Source organism: Superficieibacter sp. BNK-5 (assembly GCF_047456055.1).
Classification (GTDB): domain Bacteria; phylum Pseudomonadota; class Gammaproteobacteria; order Enterobacterales; family Enterobacteriaceae; genus Superficieibacter.
The window spans coordinates 2,717,702-2,737,721 of record NZ_CP179893.1 but is presented as its reverse complement, the minus strand read 5'-3'; the positions used below and the strand labels follow the sequence as shown (position 1 = coordinate 2,737,721).

General features: G+C 53.9%; 17 protein-coding genes and 1 pseudogene. 10 read left to right on the top strand and 8 right to left on the bottom strand.

Features of this window, described 5'->3' with window-relative positions; genetic code table 11:
- Positions 1 to 131 precede the first annotated feature (131 nt).
- Positions 132 to 474: pseudogene (locus tag ACMGGS_RS13160) on the bottom strand (carbamate kinase); the annotation flags it as partial.
- A 125-nt stretch (positions 475 to 599) separates the two neighbouring features.
- Here ACMGGS_RS13160 and mnmH point away from each other — a divergent pair.
- The 4 genes from mnmH (at position 600) to ACMGGS_RS13140 (ending at position 6,366) form a co-directional block, all read left to right on the top strand.
- Positions 600 to 1,682, top strand: a complete 1,083-nt coding sequence (gene mnmH, locus ACMGGS_RS13155; protein WP_414163027.1) for a tRNA 2-selenouridine(34) synthase MnmH — start codon at positions 600 to 602, stop codon at positions 1,680 to 1,682.
- 643 nt (positions 1,683 to 2,325) lie between these two features.
- A complete protein-coding gene (locus ACMGGS_RS13150) occupies positions 2,326 to 3,087 on the top strand; it encodes a hypothetical protein (protein WP_414163026.1) in 762 nt (253 codons plus the stop codon).
- Between the two features lie 920 nt (positions 3,088 to 4,007).
- A complete protein-coding gene (locus tag ACMGGS_RS13145) occupies positions 4,008 to 4,655 on the top strand; it encodes an EcsC family protein (protein WP_414163025.1) in 648 nt (215 codons plus the stop codon).
- A 994-nt stretch (positions 4,656 to 5,649) separates the two neighbouring features.
- Positions 5,650 to 6,366 carry a YebC/PmpR family DNA-binding transcriptional regulator gene (locus ACMGGS_RS13140; RefSeq protein ID WP_414163024.1) on the top strand — a complete coding sequence of 239 codons (717 nt, stop codon included), beginning with the start codon at positions 5,650 to 5,652 and terminating at the stop codon, positions 6,364 to 6,366.
- 336 nt (positions 6,367 to 6,702) lie between these two features.
- Here ACMGGS_RS13140 and ACMGGS_RS13135 read toward each other — a convergent pair whose 3' ends face one another.
- The 6 genes from ACMGGS_RS13135 to ybbA all read right to left on the bottom strand — a co-directional run bounded on the left by ACMGGS_RS13135 (position 6,703) and on the right by ybbA (position 13,160).
- Positions 6,703 to 7,248, bottom strand: a complete 546-nt coding sequence (locus ACMGGS_RS13135; protein WP_414163023.1) for a hypothetical protein — start codon at positions 7,246 to 7,248, stop codon at positions 6,703 to 6,705.
- Positions 7,249 to 7,323: 75 nt separating this feature from the next.
- On the bottom strand, positions 7,324 to 7,983 hold the full coding sequence (locus tag ACMGGS_RS13130) for an ABC transporter permease subunit (protein WP_176917493.1): 660 nt from the start codon (positions 7,981 to 7,983) through the stop codon (positions 7,324 to 7,326).
- On the bottom strand, positions 7,976 to 8,992 hold the full coding sequence (gene sfbB / locus ACMGGS_RS13125; protein WP_414163022.1) for a virulence-associated ABC transporter ATP-binding protein SfbB: 1,017 nt from the start codon (positions 8,990 to 8,992) through the stop codon (positions 7,976 to 7,978). Before sfbB ends, ACMGGS_RS13130 begins: the two co-directional genes overlap by 8 nt.
- Positions 8,993 to 9,016: 24 nt before the next feature.
- The gene (locus tag ACMGGS_RS13120) at positions 9,017 to 9,850 is read right to left on the bottom strand and encodes a MetQ/NlpA family ABC transporter substrate-binding protein (protein ID WP_176917491.1); all 834 of its coding nucleotides are present in this window, start codon (positions 9,848 to 9,850) and stop codon (positions 9,017 to 9,019) included.
- A gap of 212 nt (positions 9,851 to 10,062) precedes the next feature.
- Positions 10,063 to 12,477: a putative ABC transporter permease subunit YbbP gene (gene ybbP / locus ACMGGS_RS13115; RefSeq protein ID WP_414163021.1), complete on the bottom strand. Its 2,415-nt coding sequence runs from the start codon at positions 12,475 to 12,477 to the stop codon at positions 10,063 to 10,065.
- Positions 12,474 to 13,160 carry a putative ABC transporter ATP-binding protein YbbA gene (ybbA, locus tag ACMGGS_RS13110; RefSeq protein ID WP_176917489.1) on the bottom strand — a complete coding sequence of 229 codons (687 nt, stop codon included), beginning with the start codon at positions 13,158 to 13,160 and terminating at the stop codon, positions 12,474 to 12,476. Before ybbA ends, ybbP begins: the two co-directional genes overlap by 4 nt.
- Here ybbA and tesA point away from each other — a divergent pair.
- The 5 genes from tesA to ACMGGS_RS13085 all read left to right on the top strand — a co-directional run bounded on the left by tesA (position 13,131) and on the right by ACMGGS_RS13085 (position 16,915).
- Positions 13,131 to 13,754 (top strand): multifunctional acyl-CoA thioesterase I/protease I/lysophospholipase L1, encoded by a 624-nt coding sequence (tesA, locus tag ACMGGS_RS13105; protein WP_414163020.1) that lies wholly within the window; start codon positions 13,131 to 13,133, stop codon positions 13,752 to 13,754. The genes ybbA and tesA overlap by 30 nt on opposite strands.
- The gene (locus ACMGGS_RS13100) at positions 13,744 to 14,553 is read left to right on the top strand and encodes an SDR family oxidoreductase (RefSeq protein ID WP_414163019.1); all 810 of its coding nucleotides are present in this window, start codon (positions 13,744 to 13,746) and stop codon (positions 14,551 to 14,553) included. The genes tesA and ACMGGS_RS13100 overlap by 11 nt, the downstream gene beginning before the upstream one ends.
- Positions 14,554 to 14,610: 57 nt before the next feature.
- On the top strand, positions 14,611 to 15,465 hold the full coding sequence (locus tag ACMGGS_RS13095; protein ID WP_414163018.1) for a co-chaperone YbbN: 855 nt from the start codon (positions 14,611 to 14,613) through the stop codon (positions 15,463 to 15,465).
- A 71-nt stretch (positions 15,466 to 15,536) separates the two neighbouring features.
- On the top strand, positions 15,537 to 16,454 hold the full coding sequence (locus tag ACMGGS_RS13090; RefSeq protein ID WP_414163017.1) for an SPFH domain-containing protein: 918 nt from the start codon (positions 15,537 to 15,539) through the stop codon (positions 16,452 to 16,454).
- A complete protein-coding gene (locus ACMGGS_RS13085; protein ID WP_414163016.1) occupies positions 16,451 to 16,915 on the top strand; it encodes an NfeD family protein in 465 nt (154 codons plus the stop codon). Before ACMGGS_RS13090 ends, ACMGGS_RS13085 begins: the two co-directional genes overlap by 4 nt.
- Before the next feature lie 54 nt (positions 16,916 to 16,969).
- On the opposite strand, the gene cueR is transcribed toward ACMGGS_RS13085, so the two are convergent.
- Positions 16,970 to 17,368, bottom strand: coding sequence for a Cu(I)-responsive transcriptional regulator (gene cueR / locus ACMGGS_RS13080; protein ID WP_276164086.1), 399 nt, complete (start codon positions 17,366 to 17,368; stop codon positions 16,970 to 16,972).
- 108 nt (positions 17,369 to 17,476) lie between these two features.
- Between cueR and copA the strand changes: the two genes are divergently transcribed.
- On the top strand, positions 17,477 to 19,978 hold the full coding sequence (gene copA / locus ACMGGS_RS13075; protein ID WP_414163015.1) for a copper-exporting P-type ATPase CopA: 2,502 nt from the start codon (positions 17,477 to 17,479) through the stop codon (positions 19,976 to 19,978).
- Positions 19,979 to 20,020: the final 42 nt, after the last annotated feature.

The window sequence follows — 20,020 nt, the reverse complement described above, 5'->3', positions numbered from 1 at the left end:
GGGTTGCGCACCATGCCCGGCGGCGCTGCGCTTGCGCGGGCCTACAATCAACGTAACCAACTGATTACAAAAAAGTTGTAGGCCGGGTAAGGCGAAGCCGCCACCCGGCAGAATGGGTGCAGGGGCGGATATTATAAACGAATACAGGTTCCCGCCTGCCCTGCCAGCGTTTCGTCAATCCGGGTCAGCGAGCCAATCCAGGCGGGTTTTCCCCGGCGCTGGACGTATCCGCTGACGGCGGCCACTTTCGGTCCCATCGAACCGTCCGCTTTTGCAAACGGAGCCAGTTCATCCGGCGTAGCCTGACGAATTGCCCGCTGTTGTGGCGTCCCCCAGTTTTCATATACCGCATCCGTGAGAATAATTAAGCCGTCGGCATTGATTTGTTCTGCCAGCAGCGCCGCCGACGCTGCAAATGACTACGTGCCCTTCTTTAAGCAGCAGTTCAATCGCCTGGCTCTCTTCAATGTGCTTTGTCAGCATCAGCCGGAGATTAGCGGATTTTTGACGACGCTGGATGGCTAAGATGGTTAAAAATCAAATTGCCGCCGCAAGAGGAGCGTAGAATAGCGCGATAATATGTTTGAGGTGTTTGATTCATGATGCAAGAACCCCAGCTGCGCGCCCTTCTCGCCGCGGATACTCCCCTGATTGACGTGCGTGCGCCCGTCGAATTCCAGCGCAGCGCGATGCCTGCCGCGCTTAATTTACCGTTAATGCTTGATGATGAACGTGCCGCGGTCGGCACTACCTATAAACGCGAAGGAGCGGAAGCCGCTCTGAAGCTGGGTCATCGACTGGTCAGTGGCGAAACGCGTGCGCAACGCATTGCAGGCTGGATCGACGCCGCTCAACGTGCGCCGCAGGGCTATCTGTGCTGCGCGCGAGGCGGCCAGCGTTCGCATATCGTGCAGCAGTGGCTGCGCGAAAATGGCGTCGAGTATCCGCTGATCCCCGGCGGCTATAAGGCGCTGCGTCAGGTAGCTATGCAGGCAACGGAAGAGCTTGTACAGCATCCGATAGTGCTGGTTGGCGGCTGTACCGGCAATGGCAAAACGCAGCATGTGCGCGATCATGCCCGTGGGATCGATCTCGAAGGGCTGGCCCACCATCGCGGCTCTTCTTTCGGACGCACCGTGCAGGCACAGCATTTTCAGGCAACGTTTGAAAATCATCTTGCGGTGGCACTGCTGAAAAAAGCGCAGCAGGAACCGGTGCGCTGGGTGCTGGAAGATGAAGGCCAGATGATTGGCGCGAACCATCTGCCGGAGTGCCTGCGACTGCGGATGCAGGTTGCGCCTGTGGTAGTGGTAGAAGATCCGTTTGAACTGCGCCTGGAGCGGCTGCGGGAGGAGTATTTTACCCGTATGTCCCATGACTTCACCCAGGCGTATGGTGAAGAACAGGGCTGGCAGGAATACAGCGACTACCTGCATCACGGACTGTTTGCCATTCGCCGCCGTCTCGGCCTGCAACGCTTTGCCGAACTGACGGCGCTACTGGATCTCGCCCTCGCCAGCCAGCGTGAAAACGGCAGCACCGACGCCCACTTTAGCTGGCTGGTGCCGCTACTTGAGGAGTATTACGACCCGATGTACCGCTATCAGCTGGAGAAAAAGGCGGAAAAGATTGTGTTCAGGGGAAATGGGCCGGAAGTGGCGGCGTGGCTGGCGGCGTGGTGAAACGCCGCTTACTGCGTCGGATGACGGGGATAAGGGCGATGTGAGCCAGGGGATCAGAGGGATGATTGATTGCTTTCGGTGGCTGAGCAGCACGCATGTGAGTATGGGCCTGAAGGATATGGCGGTAATTTATACCGATAAAGATGAACGGGGTGTGTGCGTTTAAAGGGTATTAGTTCAACGTTGATCGGGTGGGTTTATGGCACGGGGCTAGATTTAAGCTGATGAGTAGCCTGGTGCCAGAACCGTACGTTGCTACAACAATAATATTTTAATCAATGGGAGTAGGTCAATCACTCCGGCTGAATATAGTCGTTTCCATCAACCTACCCCTAAAATTTATTTCACAAAGCGTTTTACCGACATGAATGACGTGCATTTCGTTTTTTGGCCGTTGGCCAGGTGTGCAGAACATCGCTGTAAAATGTGTTATAGAAGGCGAAGTCAAGGACAAGGCTACATCCGGATCCCTTGACTGAGTAAATGTGGGTTATGGCGAAATTGCAGGTTTAGCGAAGGTCTTTTAAGCATGTTCAACGGCAGCAACTTTGACTTTTTTTACAAAAATTTTAGATGCATAGTATCAGGAAAAACATCGCGCTAATTTATGATGACATTGCCTGTTTACAGGACGTCGCACCTCATGCGAGCGATTAAATTTTTACTACAAGGAGAATTATTGATGACTTCCCCGTCTGAAAACATAAATGAGCATCTCAACACACGAGGCCTCCCTCAACATCTGGTGAAGCACTTCAATGACAACATCATTTATTTCAGCAAGCTCCTTTTGAAAGATTACAACAATCCCGACGCGGTACTGACCTTACAGGATAGAGAGAGAATAAAAGAAGCATTCGAAAAGACGCACCATATTCGGGAGTATGAGATTAGTCTCTACTGGTCCCGACTCAACTATTTATGGACAATCACGGCTGTCCTGTTCGCAGGCTGGGGAGTGATACTCAATAGCATGATTAATCCAGAAAATGGACATACTGTTAATAATTTGCAGTATTTTACTTTATTTTTGATATCAATGTTTGGCGTAGCTTTAACTATTGTCTCCAGACTTATCACCAAGGCGGGCAAGCACTGGCAACAGGTGTGGGAATATAATTTAACGAGGCTGGAACCTTTTCAATCGGGAAATTTATACGGTCTGAAATTCAAAAACGGAAATAAAATTGCGCCATCAATCAGTCGCTCCGTGAGCATTTTTCACATATTTTTATTATTCATGTGGGGTAGTTCCGCCTTATTTTCGGCCACGATACCTTTTTTCGAGAACAACCATGCCTTCCTTATCGTTGAATTTATTGTCTTGGTACTGATGTACTGGTTATATAGCTGGATCAACCAGTACGTTGTCAAATCAGACAACAATGTTTTGACTTTGCTATAGGCTTTCACACTACAGGGGAATTCCTGTGTCCTTCTGAACAGGATTAAGGTGCCTATTCATGGCTAACCAATGACTGCTAGCCATCAGCGAGTCGTTCTCCTGCAAGGAGTTTCCTCTATTTTTTAGAAAACAAAGATTGAGGCTCACAGTAGCCTCTTAAACCCCAAAACACTAATCACCATGCTGCGTGTCGAACAGTTGATGTCCCCTCCACCACAAGTGGCTCCTCGGGTGCTGGAATTGACAAAATCGCTTTTGTTGTGGATGCGGGAAGCAATTTCACTGAATTAATTCGCACCGCTCTGGCCCTTATAAAGCCCTTGCTATTCTCATATCGTATTTACCTTTGACAGCGTACCCATTTATCAGCGCAATCCGCGTGCTTTCAGCGGCTTGCTCTAGTTGCGCATTCATGAAGTCGAAGGCGTCATACTAGTGGCCCGTAAGAATACCTTGATCAAAGTGAAGTGCGTGACACCGGGCTGAAGTATGTAGCCTGGCCTCCGACATCCCTCACCAGGCAGCCTGTAGACAGGATGATAGGAGTGTCGGAGCCAATGCAGCGCTGTTCATGGGCCGGATGATTCGGCAGGAAAAGCCAAGGTTTTAATTGTGGCCAACTCAACCTACAGCATCCTGGAAGAGCGTGAAATGGGCTTTCGACGCATCATGTGACCAGCTCCCCGTTGATTAAAGCCCACTAATGTCAGTAATTCCTTAATCAACTGAGCGGACAATCGCAAACTTCCGCTTTTTGCCCATAGCAAACCTTCAGCGCCATGTACTGGCCCGCCTGATACTAGAAGCGGCCATTTCAACGACTAAGATGAGTAAAACCCCTCACACCAATTTGAGTATAAAGAAAAAAATTTAATGACCGATAAGTATGTAACCTCAATGATTTTTGATCGGGTATTGAAATGACTGAAAAACTTAATGAAGGCAAAATCATGCAAGCCCTCAATTGGGCCTATGATAAAGCACTGGACGGTAGCATTCCTGGGACAGACTCATCGTATGAAATGGCTGAGAACTATCTGAAAGGAGAGGTTGATTTAACTGATAAGGTTAACTCCCTTATCAGATGGCAAAATACTAAATCTGCCACTACCGGTTTTGTTTCCGGCCTTGGAGGTGTTATTACTATGCCAGTAGCTATCCCTGCAAGTATTGCAACCGTGATTTATGTCCAAATTCGCATGATAACAGCAATAGCTATCATGGGAGGATATGATGTTAAAGATGATCGCGTTAAAGCGCTGGTTTACTCTTGCTTGGCTGGCAATGCTGCAAAAGATATCCTGAAAGGGACAGGGATAGTTATTGGCTCCAGGATGTCCACGCAATTAATTAAGAGCATATCTAAAGAGACGATTTTTGCCATTAATAAAAGGGTTGGTTTTAGACTACTCACTAAATTTGGTGAAAAAGGAGCGATAAATTTAGGGAAAATGATTCCGCTAGTAGGTGGTGTTATCGGTGGGACATTTGATGGTATTTCAACCAACATTGTAGGAAATATTGCTAGAAAAACATTCATCGAAGGTAGCGCTATATCTGAATTGTAAGAATGATTTTGCATGCTTAAGAATTGTTATGTTGGCTCACAAAATACCTTGTTCTAGTTATTTTGGCTATGCGGGCGTTACTGTGGTTCAGCGTCCGCTCTCCGCTCATAGCCGACCTGATAGCTCGGCTAATCCGGGCGCTCGGTGCCAGAAGCAGACGTGAACGTTTTATATGAAAGCCGAAGCCGGTGATTTGCATGAATACCACTTGAAATGACAACCTCCAGAATCCGGCCTCGCCTCTGGCCTGCGCAATGCCAAATCCAACATTGTCGATAGCTATTTAGTTAATGCTGTATCGAAAGCCTTTAATACAGCTTTGCCGATCTGTTCATCTTGCCCCCCGCCTACGCCCAGCCTCCCACAAACTGACCTTTATAAATTAGCGGATAACAGTATGGTGTGAACTGGTTATGGAGACTGATTTTGCTGAATGCGAGGCTGGCTTAGCTAATGGCTGTTAATCAGGTAGAGGCCAAAAGTGATAATTTTAACGAGAATTTCCCACTTTTTAGCGAAGCATAAGTTTATGTTCAATTTTCAGGGCTTGCGCTGTGGACTGACTCCGCCCCGGTAAACGCTCCTGCCCTATAGCTAAAACGGTTTCCCGGTGACCTCGCTCCACGTAAGCCGATCAGCGAAAATACCTCAATAAGACACTGCTCACGATGGCCTGTAGCGCTCTGTAAGCCGTTCTGCAGCAACGTTAATAACAGGTGTTTTTTCCTGGATTATTACTTTTGCTTCTCTTACCTTATGTATTATTACTGCGGCTCAATTATTAACAATAAAAACAAAAGAACCAGAAAAAAACCGAAAATAGTTTATCCACACTATCAGCCATTAATAAAAATTAAAGTCCCCCCCCCGTAAAATTGAGATGTTTTTATTTCTCGTAGACGAAAATTTACATGTTATGATATAATATGGCGGAAAAACATGCAGGTTATTAACCTGTTAATAATGTAAATAAATTATCCAGGAGACTGTTCCAGTGGGACGTAAATGGGCCAATATTGTTGCTAAAAAAACGGCTAAAGACGGTGCAACGTCTAATATATATGCAAAATTCGGTGTAGAAATCTATGCTGCGGCTAAACAAGGTGAACCAGACCCAGAATCAAACTCAGCGTTAAAATTCGTTATTGAACGTGCGAAACAAGCACAAGTTCCAAAGCACGTTATCGATAAAGCCATTGATAAAGCCAAAGGTGGCGGAGATGAAACCTTCGTACAAGGGCGTTATGAAGGCTTTGGACCAAGTGGTTCAATGATTATCGTTGAAACCTTGACTTCAAATGTTAACCGTACCATTGCTAACGTTCGCATGATTTTCAATAAAAAAGGCGGGAATATCGGTGCGGCGGGTGCTGTCAGCTATATGTTTGACAACACCGGGGTGATTGTATTTAAAGGAACAGACCCTGACCATATTTTTGAAATTTTGCTTGAAGCTGAAGTTGATGTTCGTGATGTGACCGAAGAAGAAGGAAACATCGTTATTTATACCGAACCTACAGACCTTCATAAAGGAATTGCAGCTCTGAAAACAGCTGGAATTACTGAATTCTCAACAACCGAATTAGAAATGATCGCTCAATCAGAAATTGAACTTTCACCAGAAGATTTAGAAATCTTTGAAGGACTTGTTGATGCCCTTGAAGATGACGATGATGTCCAAAAAGTATATCATAACGTCGCAAATCTCTAATTATAAATTAAAGAAATCTGTCATTATGGCAGATTTTTTAATTTTATAAATTTGCTATAAAAATAGCAGATCCAGCCAGATATATTGATTATAAAAATATGAAGGGGAAAATGGCGTGCAAGTTTGCGACAGTACCCAGCCCCAGACTGCTGACAAACGTCATACCGAGGAATGATGCCTGGCGGCGCTTCGCTTGCACAGGCCTACGGATTAAGAATAAGCTTTTGATATTAATAGTTTTCACAGGCCGGGTAAGGCGAAGCCGCCACCCGGCATAGCAGTGTATACAGTAGCCAACGGCTTTGTCATCAACCGCAGGCAGTACACTGTCCCTTACTACTCAGCGTCAGTGACAGGAATGGGGTATTTCAGGGCTATCTCCGGCGCATCAGCCAGTCGCCTTCCCGATCTGGCCATAAGATACCCGGCGATTTCTTCAGCTGTCAGATCAACATGCAACATATCAGGGTCCTGGAACCACTCGTCTGGCCAATAGATAAGATCTGACGGGTTGCCATCAAAATTTTTCTCAAGGAGGTCAAGAGCAAAAAGCTGCTCTGATTCCTTTCCTTCCGCCTTACATATAAAGTTGATCATTTGGATAAGCTCCTCCCAGGAAAAATCCTCGTAGAACCTTTCCTGATTGAATGCAATACGGGTAAATTCTTTCGCGTTGGTCCAGGAAGAGAAATCCCTGAAAGATGAAAAACTATAGGGACATACAACCTGACTGTTCCATTCAGCCATCATCGCCTGTAATGTCTCGTCCTCTTCTTTTACACCTTGATCAATTTTTGAAAGAATATCCTCAGCTTTTTGTGCCAGTTCTTTTATCTTTTGTGAGCTCACTTTCGCAGGTCTCATACGTTCCGGAAGGGGCATTCCTGACTCCTTGTTAAAAAACAAATGCTATTAAAAAATAGCTGGCCGGATCACCCTTTTGGCCAGCTAATTTCTTTAACGTCGTTCCCGTTTATCCGCCCGCTGCGCCAGCCAGTCGCCGAGCATCTGGACGATCTGCACCAGAATAATCAGTGCCACCACGGTGACAATCATGACTTCGGTTTCATAGCGGTAGTAGCCGTAGCGGATCGCCAGGTCGCCCACGCCGCCGCCGCCGACAATCCCGGCCATCGCCGAGTAGCCGATCAGGCTCACCAGGGTGATGGTCAGGCCGCGCAACAGCCCGGCGCTGGCTTCCGGCAGTAGCACGGTGCAGATGATGCGCATCGGGCTGGCGCCAAACGCTTCCGCCGCTTCAATAATCCCTTTATCCACTTCACGCAGTGCGCTGTCCACCAGACGGGCGTAAAAGGCAATCGCGGCCACCGACAGGGGAACGGAGGCGGCAATCGGTCCGATGGTATTGCCCAGCAGAAACTGGGTAAGCGGCAACAGGAGGACCAGCAGGATCACAAACGGTACCGAGCGAATAATATTCACCAGCACCGAACTGAGCAGATAAACAAACCGATTTTGCCAGAACAGATGACGATCGGTGACGAAAATTAAAAAGCCGAGCGGCAGGCCGCCGATAATTGCCAGTACCGTCGAAATGCTGAGCATCTGGAAGGTTTCATTAAATGCCAGGGTTAAATCAGGCAACATGTCATCCACGGATCACCTCCACTTGCGCGGTACGTTGACGAATATGCTCCACCGCCGCGTTCACGGCCGCGGGGTCATTCGGGGCGGTAAGCTGTACCACCAGAATGCCCAGCGCCCGTTCGGCGATATATTCAATTTTGCCGTGCAGAATATTCACCGCCACGCCGAATTTGACCGCCACCTCAGAAAGTACCGGCTGTTCGGCAGAATCCCCGATAAACAGAATTTTCAGCAATTGCCCCGGCAAATGCTGACGCAGTCGCTCCGGCAGGTCCAGGTTGAGGGTATGCGAGACCAGTTGCTGCGTAAACGGATGCTGCGGATGCGCAAATACATCAAAGACCTCGCCCTCCTCCACCACTTTTCCGCCAGACATCACCGCCACGCGGTCACAGATCGTCTTGATCACGTCCATTTCATGCGTGATCAGCACGATGGTAATACCCATTTGCTGACTGATCTGCTTTAACAGCGCGAGGATCGTGGCAGAGGTTTCCAGATCCAGTGCCGAGGTAGGTTCGTCGCAAAGCAGCACGTCCGGGTGATTGGCTATCGCCCGGGCAATCCCGACGCGCTGTTTTTGCCCGCCGCTGAGCTGCACCGGAAAGCGGTTCGCTTTATCTGCCAGGCCGACCAGCGCGAGGATCTCCGCCACGCGGGGCGCAATTTTGCTGCGCTCCCAGCCCGCGGCTTTCAGGCTGAAGGCGACGTTTTGCGCCACGGTACGGGTGTGCATTAAGTTAAAATGCTGGAAAATCATCCCGATGCGTTGACGTGCCTTACGCAAAGCCTGACCTTCCAGCGCCGAAATCTCTACGCCATTGATCTTAACATGGCCCTGACTGGGACGGGTCAATGCGTTCAGCGTGCGCAGCAACGTGCTTTTTCCCGCACCGCTGGTGCCGACGATGCCAAAGATCTCACCGGGCGCGATGCGTAAACTGACCTCATCCACCGCGCGGGTGGAGGGGCCGCGGCCTGCGGTAAAATCGACGCAGACCTTTTCTATTTCAATCATGCCAAACCTCAGAAATACTCGCCGTTACTGTTTTTCCGCCGTCATCCATTCAGGCTTCTGGAACGCACTGTAGATATTTTTCGGATCGTCGATCGCTGCACGGTAAGCCGGTGATTTGACCACGGTGACAATATCTTTCGCGAACGGTTTATCCGCATCTTCAGTGCGCACGGCGATGATATTTTTCAGGTTCTCATCAAGGTGTTCCTGCTTGATGGCGCTGGAGAGATCCAGCCCCGCGGCGACGGCAAAGTTACCATTCACCAGCGAGGCAGTCACACCGTCCAGGGTACGCGGCAGTTGCGCGGCTTCCAGTGGCTTGAATACCAGCCCTTTGGGGTTAGTGGCGATATCGCGCTCGGAGGCTTTGGTCGGATCAATATTCGGTTTGATGGTGATCAGATCCAGCGATTGCAGGAAGCGCAGGCCGCGTGCAAGGTTGGTCGGATCGTTAGACAGCGTGATCACGTCGCCTTTTTTTAGCTCGTCGAGGCTTTTAATTTTGCGTGAGTAAAAGCCCATTCCGGCGGTCGGTACACTGATAAGATTGCTTAACTTCAGCCCTTTATCAGCGGTAAATTTGTCGAAATAGAGCGAGTGCTGGAAAAGGTTGGCATCAATGCTGCCGTTGGACAGCGCCATATTCGGCTGCACGTAGTCGCTGAACTCGCGCACCACGACTTTATAGCCTTTCTCTTTTAAAGAAGGCGCAATCGCCTGTTTTACCATGTCGCCATACGGTCCCGGTGCGACGCCAAAGACGATAGTGTGCGGATCGCTGTTGGCGTGGGCAAACTGTAAGCCGCAGGCCAGCAATAATGTTCCAGCCGCGATGCGGAGGCTGTGACGCAGTCCCATAATTTCTCCTGGATAAAAATGTGGTGTTGTCTTGCATGCGCCGTGCAATGCGGCGCTGTTGTTTTTCACCCGCAAAACGCAGGGAGATTCTAAGATGTCACACTCCGCCAGCCGGTGTAATTGAAATTATTTCATGATGTTTTGAAGTGTGTCACTGAATGACGAAGAATGATGCAGTATGCGCCGATCTTGCGATCGGCGCATAGCGAGGGCTAACCGCTAAACTGGCGGAACAGCGCTCGGCCTTTGAGCAACCGCACGCCAAGCCAGCCGCCGCACAGGGAGAGCAACAGCGCACCGCTAAACGGCAGGACAACCCACAAGCGCCAGTCCGGCTCCCACGGGAAGTCAAAGACGCGGGTTTGCAGTACGGCCAGCGCGGTTTCTGCGCCGATGGCTGCAACCACTCCCGCCACCAGACCCAGCAGGGCAAATTCACACCATAGCGTTGTCCGCAGCAGGCGTTTACCCGCGCCCAGCGTGCGATACACCACCAGCTCCTGATGACGCTGACGCATGCCGACCTGAATTTGCGCCATTAGCAACAGCACGCCGCACAACGTTACCAGCACCACCATCACTTCCAGCGCCCGGCTGACCTGCTCCAATACCTGCCCGACCTGTTTTAAGATCGCACCGATATCCAGCAAACTGACCGTCGGAAACGCGCGGTTAAGTTCCGTCAGCAGGCTGCTGCCATTATCCCAGCGGAAGCTGGTCAGCCAGCTTTGCGGCTGTCCGTCCAGCGCCCCGGTCGGGAAAATAAAGTAGAAGTTGGGGCGCAGGCTCTCCCAGTCCACCTTACGCAGGCTGGTCACTTTGGCGGTGAAGTCCTGAGTGTCCCCGGTAAAGGTCACGCTATCGCCCAGGGAAATATCCAGCCTTTTCGCCAGCTCCTGCTCCATAGAGACCTCCCCTGCGACAGGCGGCCAGTGGCCTGCGGTAATCGGGTTATGGTCCGGTTTCTGACTCAGCCAGGTGAGGTTAAGCTCGCGATTAAGCGCCTCGTCCTTATTACCCTCCGTCGGCTGGCCGTTGATTTGCGTCAGACGCGCGCGAACGATGGGGTAAAACGTCGAGGGGCGCACCTGATGCTCAGCCAGAAACTGCTTAACTGGCTCGACCTGCTCCGGGGCAATGTTGATCAGAAAATAGTTCGGACTCTCCGGCGGCAACTGCTGCTGCCAGCGATCCAGTAAATCCCCACGCAGCACCAGCAACAGCGCCAGCAGCATAAAGGAGAGAGAGAACGCCGCCAGCTGGCTGAGCGTCGACCATGGCTGGCGCAGCAGACGGTTCACCGCAAGCCGCAGTGGCAGCGCATTGATGGTCAGGCGCTTCAGGACGTTGAGCAGCATCCAGCCAAGTACGCCACACAGCAATGCCAGTACCAGCGCCCCCGCCAGTACCGCCCATAACAGCGTACTGCCGCCCATCAGCCATGCCAGCAGGGCGACCACCACCACGGTAATGATCGGGAGATAGATTTTCAGCGGCCAGACATTAGCCACCACATCCCGGCGCAGTACGCGCAACGGCTGCGTCGCCAGCAGCAGCCGATAAGGGCGTAACCCCACCAGCAGGGAAATCGTCGTCATTGCGCCGGCGGACCACAGCCACGGCCACAGGCTCGCGGCGGGAAGCGCCACCGGCAGCACCGGTTTAAGCAGGATAATCAGCACCTGTTCAAACGCCAGCCCCAGCGCGCCTCCGGTCACGATGGAGAGCAGCATTAATAGCAGCCACTGACCGATAATCAGCTTGCGCAGCTGCTTTCCTCCGGCACCGAGGGTTTTCAGGATTGCCACCAGATCGTAGCGGCTGCGGCAATAATGGCTCATCGCCACCGCCACGGCGGCCACCGCCAGCAGCAGTGTTAGCAGCGCTGAGAGTAAAAGGAATTGCTGCGAGCGTTCGAGCGATTTCCCCAGCGCGCCCTCATCCTGCTCAAGGCCGTACCAGCGATGCTCTGGTTTTAACTGCGGCAGCAGCCATTTTTCATAGGCGGCAAGCTGGGACGGCGTGCCGCCGAATTTATAGCGCCAGCTCACGCGACTGCCCGGCCCTGTCGCGCCCGTTTTTGCCACGTCGGCAACGTTCATCAGCAGGCGCGGGGCCATCTGAAACGGATTAAACCCGGCATCCGGCTCCTGCACCACTTCGCCCGCGATGCGCAGCGTGGTGTCGCCAACGTCAATAGAATCACCCGGTTTCAGGTTGAGCAGCGCCATTAATCGCGGGGCCAGCAGCGCGGTGCCTGCGACAGGTTTCAGCCCCGGCGGATCGGTTTGCAGATCACCGTACATCGGATAGAGCTCGCCCACCGCCTTGACGTTCGCCAGTTGCGGCGTATCGCGGGCAAAAGTCATGGTGGTAAAGGTGATTTGCTCATCCACCTTCAGCCCCAATTTGCGCGCTTCAGCAATCCATTCCGGCGGCACCACGCGCGAACTGCGCAGCGCCCGGTCGCCAGCCATAAACTCCCGGCTCTGCTGGCTTAGCCCCTTTTCCATCCGGTCGCTGATATTGCCCAGCGCCAGCACACAGGCCACCGCAAGGCTTAACGCCAGCCAGACAATCAGCAGCGACGGCGAGCGCCATTCGCGCCAGAACCAGCGGGCAATCATGCTTCCTCCTGCAACTGACCGTTCACCAGCCGCAGACGGCGGTCGCAGCGCGCGGCCAACTGCGCATCGTGCGTCACCAGGATCAGGGTCGTGCCGTATTCGCGGTTGAGGGAAAACAGCAGATCGGCAATTTTATCGCCGGTCTGACGGTCGAGGTTGCCGGTCGGTTCGTCGGCAAACAGCAGGCCCGGTCGACCGTTGAAGGCTCTGGCTAATGCCACCCGCTGCTGCTCGCCGCCGGAAAGCTGTGCAGGCAGATGATCGAGCCGTTTGCCCAGCCCGAGTTGTTCCAGCAGCGCCCTCGCCTGGGTGCGGCTTTCGCGGCTATTTTCACCGCGCAGCAGCGCAGGTAGCTCCACGTTTTCCAGCGCATTGAGCGTGGGGATCAGCATGAAGGACTGAAAGACAAAGCCGACATGCTGCGCACGCAGCGCGGCGCGGGCCTCTTCATCCATAGTGTGCAACGGTTGCCCAAGCAGTGAGACTTCGCCGCTGCTGCCGTCGTCCAGCCCGGCGAGGATCGCCAGCAGGGTTGACTTACCGGAACCCGACTCGCCGATAAGCGCAATGGTCTGGGATGGTTTGACAAGCAGCTCAACTCCGGTAAGGATGGAGAGTTCATGCTCCCCCTGACCGACGGACTTCTTAAGACGATGAACTTCAACAATGTTTTCCGCTGGCATTTGCCGTTCCTGTTTTTGGCTCTGTTAAGCTTTCGCGCTGCCGCAGCAGACACGCTATTGATCCTGGGCGACAGTCTTAGCGCCGGTTATCGTATGGCGGCCACCAGCGCCTGGCCTGCGCTGCTGAATAAGAAATGGCAGCCGCAGACGACGGTGGTTAACGCCAGTATTAGCGGCGATACGTCACAGCAGGGGCTGTCGCGTTTGCCCGCGCTTCTTACCCAGCATAAACCACGCTGGGTGCTGGTGGAACTGGGTGGCAACGACGGCCTGCGCGGTTTTCAGCCACAGCAGACCGAAGCGACGCTGCGTAAAATTTTGCAGGGCGTTAAAGATGCCGGTGCGCAGCCGCTACTGATGCAAATTCGCCTGCCCGCTAACTACGGTCGTCGGTATAATGAGTCCTTTAGCGCGATCTATCCGGCGCTCGCCAAAGAATTCGATATTCCTCTGGTTCCGTTTTTTATGGAAGAGGTTTATCAGAAGCCTCAGTGGATGCAGGACGACGGTATTCACCCTAACCCCGACGCGCAGCCGTTTATTGCCGACTGGATGGCGACGCGGCTGGCACCTTTAGTAAACCATGAGTCTTAATCTTGCAGGGGCGCACTCAGGTAAAGTTATGCAAAAATCAGTCTTAATAACAGGATGTTCCAGCGGTATCGGTCTGGAAAGCGCGCTTGAACTTCAGCGTCAGGGCTTTCGGGTGCTGGCGGCCTGCCGTAAAACAGAAGATGTGGCGCGAATGAATAGCCTGGGGCTGACGGGAATTTTACTCGATCTCGATAAGCCGGAGAGCGTTGATGGTGCCGCCGACGAGGTCATTGCCCTGACGGGAAATCGCCTGTACGGCATTTTCAATAACGCGGGGTACGGCGTGTATGGTCAACTGCCGACCATCAGCCGTACCCAGCTGGAGCAGCAATTTTCCGCCAACTTTTTTGGCGCACATCAGCTCACCATGCGGCTGCTGCCCGCCATGATCCCCCACGGTGAAGGGCGGATTGTCATGACGTCATCGGTAATGGGCCTGATCTCCACGCCAGGCCGCGGTGCCTATGCCGCCAGTAAATACGCGCTGGAAGCGTGGTCGGACGCGCTGCGCATGGAGCTGCGCCATAGCGGCATCCACGTCAGCCTGATCGAACCCGGCCCCATTCGCACCCGCTTTACGCAAAACGTTAATCAGACCCAAAGCGATAAGCCGGTCGAAAATCCCGGCATTGCCGCACGTTTTACCCTCGGACCAGAGGCGGTCGTGGCGAAAGTGCGCCATGCTTTTACCAGCGAACGGCCGAAAATGCGCTATCCCGTGACCTTAGTGACCCATGCGGTAAACGTGCTAAAACGCCTGCTGCCGGGCCGCCTGATGGATAAAATTTTGCAGGGGTGAGTTGAAGCTAACGCGCTGACCCCCATGTATTACAAAAATAGCTTAAGAGAGTGCACTATGTCCGTACAGAACATCGTCAATATTAACGAAACGAACCTGCAACAGACGCTGGAACAGTCGATGACCGTCCCGGTGCTGTTCTATTTCTGGTCCGAACGCAGCCAGCACTGTGAACAATTGACGCCGGTGCTGGAAAGTCTTGCCGCCCAATATAACGGGCAATTCATTCTGGCAAAGCTGGACTGCGACGCTGAGCAGATGATTGCTTCTCAGTTTGGTCTGCGTGCCATCCCAACCGTGTATCTGTTCCAGAACGGACAGCCGGTCGATGGCTTCCAGGGTCCCCAGCCGGAAGAGGCGATCCGTGCGCTGCTGGAAAAAGTGCTGCCGCGTGAAGAAGAACTGAAAGCGCAGCAGGCGATCCAGCTTATTGAAGAAGGCAACCACACGGACGCACTGCCGCTGCTTAAAGAGGCCTGGCAGCTCTCCGGGCAGAATAGCGAAATCGGCCTGCTGCTGGCAGAAACGCAAATCGCCCTGAATCGTTCAGAGGACGCGGAAGCGGTGCTGAAAACGATCCCGCTTCAGGATCAGGATACCCGCTATCAGGGTCTGGTCGCCCAAATTGAATTGCTGAAACAGGCGGCTGATACGCCTGAGATCCAGCAGCTTCAGCAACAGGTCACGGCGAGTCCGGAAGACGCGGCGCTGGCCTCACAGCTTGCACTCCAGCTACATCAGGTAGGTCGTAATGAAGAGGCGTTGGCGTTACTCTTTAGCCATCTGCAAAAAGACCTGGGTGCGGCAGACGGTCAGGCACGCAAAATGTTGCAGGAAATTCTCGCAGCGCTCGGCACTGGCGACGCCCTTGCCAGCCAGTATCGTCGCAAGCTTTATTCGCTGCTGTACTAAGTCTGTTCCCGGACCTGAGCCGACGGCGGATAAAGGATATAGTGAGTCAGTCATAACAGGAGGTTTGCTTAATGTTGATTGTGATCCCCGTCGTCATTCTCGTGGCGCTCATCGTGGTTTTTGCCGGGGTGAAAATTGTTCCCCAGGGCTATCAGTGGACGGTGGAGCGCTTTGGTCGTTATACCACCACCCTTCAACCGGGCCTGAGTCTGGTCGTGCCGTTTATGGATCGTATTGGTCGTAAGATCAACATGATGGAACAGGTGCTGGATATTCCTTCCCAGGAAGTCATCTCCAAAGATAACGCCAACGTTGCTATCGACGCCGTGTGTTTTATTCAGGTGATTGATGCGCCGAAAGCGGCCTATGAGGTCAGTAATCTGGAACTGGCGATCATCAACCTGACGATGACTAACATCCGTACCGTGCTTGGCTCGATGGAACTGGATGAAATGCTTTCTCAGCGCGATAACATCAATACGCGCCTGCTGCATATCGTTGATGAAGCGACTAACCCGTGGGGTATTAAAATCACCCGTATCGAGATCCGCGACGTCCGTCCCCCTGCCGAACTTATCGATGCAATGAACGCCCAGATGAAAGCGGAACGAACTAAACGCGCCTATATTCTTGAGGCCGAAGGTATTCGCCAGGCACAGATCGTAAAAGCGGAAGGGGAAAAGCAGTCGAAGATCCTCACCGCAGAAGGCGAACGCCAGTCGGCGTTTTTGCAGGCGGAAGCGCGTGAACGTTCGGCGGAAGCAGAAGCCCGCGCGACCCAGATGGTGTCCGAAGCTATCGCTGCCGGGGATATTCAGGCGGTGAACTACTTTGTGGCGCAGAAATACACCGAAGCGCTGCAAAAAATTGGTTCGGCAACTAACAGTAAAGTGGTGATGATGCCGCTGGATGCCAGCAGCCTGATGGGCTCGATTGCCGGGATCAGTGAACTCATCAAGGACAGTGCCAGCGAGCGGAAACGCCTATGATGGAACTGATCCTGACGCATCCACATGTCTTCTGGCTCAGTCTCGGCGGGCTGCTGCTCGCCGCAGAAATGCTCGGTGGCAACGGCTATCTGCTGTGGAGCGGTGTTGCGGCGGTGATCGTCGGGCTGGTGGTCTGGCTGCTGCCGCTGGGCTGGGAGTGGCAGGGGCTGATGTTCGCCCTGCTGACGCTGCTGGCCGCGTGGCTATGGTGGCGCTGGCTGGCACAGCGTGTGCGCGAACAAAAACCCGCCGACAGTCAGCTTAACCAGCGCGGACAGCAGCTTATTGGCCGCCGTTTTACCCTGGATAACACGCTTATCAACGGGCGCGGGCATATGCGCGTCGGCGACAGTTCGTGGATGGTTAGTGCGGACACCGATCTTCCGGCGGGAACCCCGGTAGATGTGGTGGCGGTCGAGGGAATTGTGCTGATCGTCAGAGCGTCTTCTCCTGTCGCCTGAGATAAAGCTGACGCTTTCCTGTGCCAGCTTTTGTCATGACTATTTTTGCCAACGCTAACGGTGACAGCAGCCCGCAAGATTGTTAATAATCGGACAGTCTGCTCCCTCATCACCGGGGCAGCTTTCCGCCAGCGTCAAAAGCTGCTGGCGCATCTCCTGAAGCTGAACGATATGCTGCTCAATCTCAGCCACTTTCTCCAGGGTACGTTTTTTTACGTCGGCGCTGTGGCGGGCAGGATCGTTGAACAACTCCACCAGCTCGCCGCACTCTTCGAGATTAAACCCCACCAGCCGCGCCTGGCGTAACAGGGTCAGCTCGTCGAGATGCTGTTGCGTGTAGCTGCGATAGCCGTTTTCACTGCGCAGCGGCGGCGTCACCAGCCCCTTCTCTTCATAAAAGCGAATCGCCTTACTGGTTAAGCCCGTCTTTTTCGCTACGTCGCTAATATTCATCGTTCCCCCTTGACCTTGCCCTTGCGGGAAGGTTTAACCTTAGTAAGAGTTAGCGAAAGTGCTTGCTAAGATCAATATTTTTACGATCTATGATACAGGAGTTAGAACATGTCTCACATTATTGACCTGACGCTGGACGGCCTCTCCTGCGGCCACTGCGTTAAACGCGTGAAAGAAAGCCTTGAGCAGCGTCCTGACGTTGAGCAGGCAGATGTCACCATTACCGAGGCGCATGTGACCGGCAGCGCCAGCGCCGATGCGCTGATCGAAACCATCAAACAAGCCGGGTACGACGCAGAGTTAAGCCACCCAAAGGCTAAACCGCTGGCGGAGTCATCAATCCCGTCGGAAGCGCTGACAGCGGTTACCCCTGAGCTTCCGGCAGCGCAAACCGATGACGACAGCCAGCAGCTGTTGTTAAGTGGAATGAGCTGCGCCAGCTGTGTGTCACGCGTCCAGAAGGCGCTGCAAAGCGTACCGGGCGTCACGCAGGCACGGGTGAATCTGGCGGAGCGCACCGCGCTGGTAATGGGCAGCGCCTCCGCCACGGAATTAGTGCAGGCGGTAGAAAACGCGGGCTACGGCGCGGAGGCGATCGAAGATGACCTCAAACGCCGCGAGCGCCAGCAGGAAACGGCCGTCGCCACCATGAAACGCTTCCGCTGGCAGGCGATTGTCGCGCTGGCGGTGGGCATTCCGGTAATGGTCTGGGGAATGCTCGGTGACAACATGATGGTCACGGAGGACAACCGCAGTCTGTGGCTGGTCATCGGCATAATCACCCTCGGCGTGATGGTGTTTGCCGGCGGTCACTTCTACCGCAGCGCCTGGAAAAGCCTGCTCAACCGAACCGCGACCATGGATACGCTGGTGGCGCTGGGAACCGGCGTGGCCTGGCTTTACTCGATGAGCGTTAATCTCTGGCCGCAGTGGTTTCCGATGGAAGCGCGGCACCTCTACTATGAAGCCAGCGCGATGATTATTGGCCTGATTAATCTCGGTCATATGCTTGAAGCGCGGGCGCGTCAGCGTTCGTCCCGGGCGCTGGAAAAACTGCTTGATCTGACCCCTCCCACTGCGCGCGTGGTGACGGATGAGGGCGAAAAAAATCTGCCGCTGGCGGAAGTCACCGCAGGCATGACGCTGCGCCTGACCACCGGCGATCGCGTGCCGGTAGACGGCAAAATTACCCAGGGTGAAGCCTGGCTGGATGAAGCCATGCTGACCGGTGAGCCGGTGCCGCAACAAAAAGGACCCGATGACGAGGTACATGCGGGTACGGTGGTTCAGGACGGCAGCGTCCTGTTTCAGGCCAGCGCGGTAGGTAGCCAGACCACCCTGTCGCGCATTATTCGTATGGTGCGCCAGGCGCAAAGCAGCAAGCCGCAAATCGGTCAGCTGGCTGATAAAATATCCGCTATTTTTGTGCCGGTGGTGGTCGCCATTGCGCTGTTCAGCGCCGCGATCTGGTACTTCTTCGGTCCCGCGCCGCAAATCGTTTATACGCTGGTGATTGCCACCACCGTGCTGATCATCGCCTGCCCGTGTGCGCTCGGTCTCGCCACCCCGATGTCGATTATCTCCGGCGTCGGCCGCGCCGCCGAATTTGGCGTGCTGGTCCGCGATGCCGATGCCCTGCAACGCGCCAGTACGCTGGACACGCTGGTGTTCGATAAAACCGGCACCCTGACCGAAGGTAAACCGCAGGTGGTGGCGGTGAAAACCGCAGGCGGCATGGAAGAGGTGCAGGCATTACGGCTGGCCGCGGCGCTTGAGCAGGGTTCCAGTCATCCGCTGGCACGCGCGATCCTCGACAAAGCGCAGGAACACACGCTGCCGCAGGTTAACGGTTTTCGTACCCTGCGCGGGCTGGGCGTGAGCGGTGAGGCGGAAGGTCATACGGTATTGCTGGGCAACCTGGCATTGCTTAAAGAGAACGGTATTGCCGCTGGAGAGCTGGAAAGCGAGATTAACGCGCAGGCTTCTCAGGGCGCAACGCCGGTGCTGCTGGCAATTGACGGTAAAGCCGCTGCGCTTTTCGCCATCCGCGATCCGCTGCGGGCAGACAGCGTGGCGGCGCTCCAGCGTTTACATCAGGCAGGATACCGGCTGATCATGCTGACCGGCGATAACGAGATCACCGCCAACGCCATCGCCAGAGAAGCGGGCATTGACGATGTCATCGCCGGCGTCCTGCCGGATGGCAAAGCCGATGCCATTCAGCAACTGCAACGCGAAGGTCGGCAGGTAGCCATGATCGGCGACGGCATTAACGACGCGCCAGCGCTGGCGCAGGCAGAGGTTGGCATCGCGATGGGGGGCGGCAGCGATGTGGCAATTGAAACAGCGGCCATCACCCTGATGCGCCACAGTTTGATGGGCGTCGCAGATGCGCTGGCGATTTCCCGCGCCACGCTGCGGAATATGAAACAAAACCTGCTGGGCGCGTTTATTTATAATTCGCTGGGCATTCCGATTGCCGCCGGGATCCTCTGGCCGCTAACCGGTACGCTGCTCAATCCAGTGGTGGCAGGCGCGGCGATGGCGCTGTCGTCAATTACGGTGGTCAGTAACGCCAATCGGCTGTTGCGTTTTAAACCGAAAGCATAGCGATCGCTTCCTGTTTGCGCGCCAGGCCGCTGCACGTTAGCA

Coding starts and splice junctions, on each gene's coding strand:
- ACMGGS_RS13120 (WP_176917491.1), bottom strand. CDS start 9,850: ATGGGACTGCGTCACAGCCTCCGCATCGCGGCTGGAACATTATTGCTG.
- ybbP (WP_414163021.1), bottom strand. CDS start 12,477: ATGATTGCCCGCTGGTTCTGGCGCGAATGGCGCTCGCCGTCGCTGCTG.
- ACMGGS_RS13135 (WP_414163023.1), bottom strand. CDS start 7,248: ATGCCCCTTCCGGAACGTATGAGACCTGCGAAAGTGAGCTCACAAAAG.
- ACMGGS_RS13100 (WP_414163019.1), top strand. CDS start 13,744: ATGAGTCTTAATCTTGCAGGGGCGCACTCAGGTAAAGTTATGCAAAAA.
- copA (WP_414163015.1), top strand. CDS start 17,477: ATGTCTCACATTATTGACCTGACGCTGGACGGCCTCTCCTGCGGCCAC.
- sfbB (WP_414163022.1), bottom strand. CDS start 8,992: ATGATTGAAATAGAAAAGGTCTGCGTCGATTTTACCGCAGGCCGCGGC.
- ACMGGS_RS13145 (WP_414163025.1), top strand. CDS start 4,008: ATGACTGAAAAACTTAATGAAGGCAAAATCATGCAAGCCCTCAATTGG.
- ACMGGS_RS13150 (WP_414163026.1), top strand. CDS start 2,326: ATGCGAGCGATTAAATTTTTACTACAAGGAGAATTATTGATGACTTCC.
- ybbA (WP_176917489.1), bottom strand. CDS start 13,160: ATGCCAGCGGAAAACATTGTTGAAGTTCATCGTCTTAAGAAGTCCGTC.
- tesA (WP_414163020.1), top strand. CDS start 13,131: ATGAACTTCAACAATGTTTTCCGCTGGCATTTGCCGTTCCTGTTTTTG.
- ACMGGS_RS13085 (WP_414163016.1), top strand. CDS start 16,451: ATGATGGAACTGATCCTGACGCATCCACATGTCTTCTGGCTCAGTCTC.
- cueR (WP_276164086.1), bottom strand. CDS start 17,368: ATGAATATTAGCGACGTAGCGAAAAAGACGGGCTTAACCAGTAAGGCG.
- ACMGGS_RS13095 (WP_414163018.1), top strand. CDS start 14,611: ATGTCCGTACAGAACATCGTCAATATTAACGAAACGAACCTGCAACAG.
- mnmH (WP_414163027.1), top strand. CDS start 600: ATGATGCAAGAACCCCAGCTGCGCGCCCTTCTCGCCGCGGATACTCCC.
- ACMGGS_RS13090 (WP_414163017.1), top strand. CDS start 15,537: ATGTTGATTGTGATCCCCGTCGTCATTCTCGTGGCGCTCATCGTGGTT.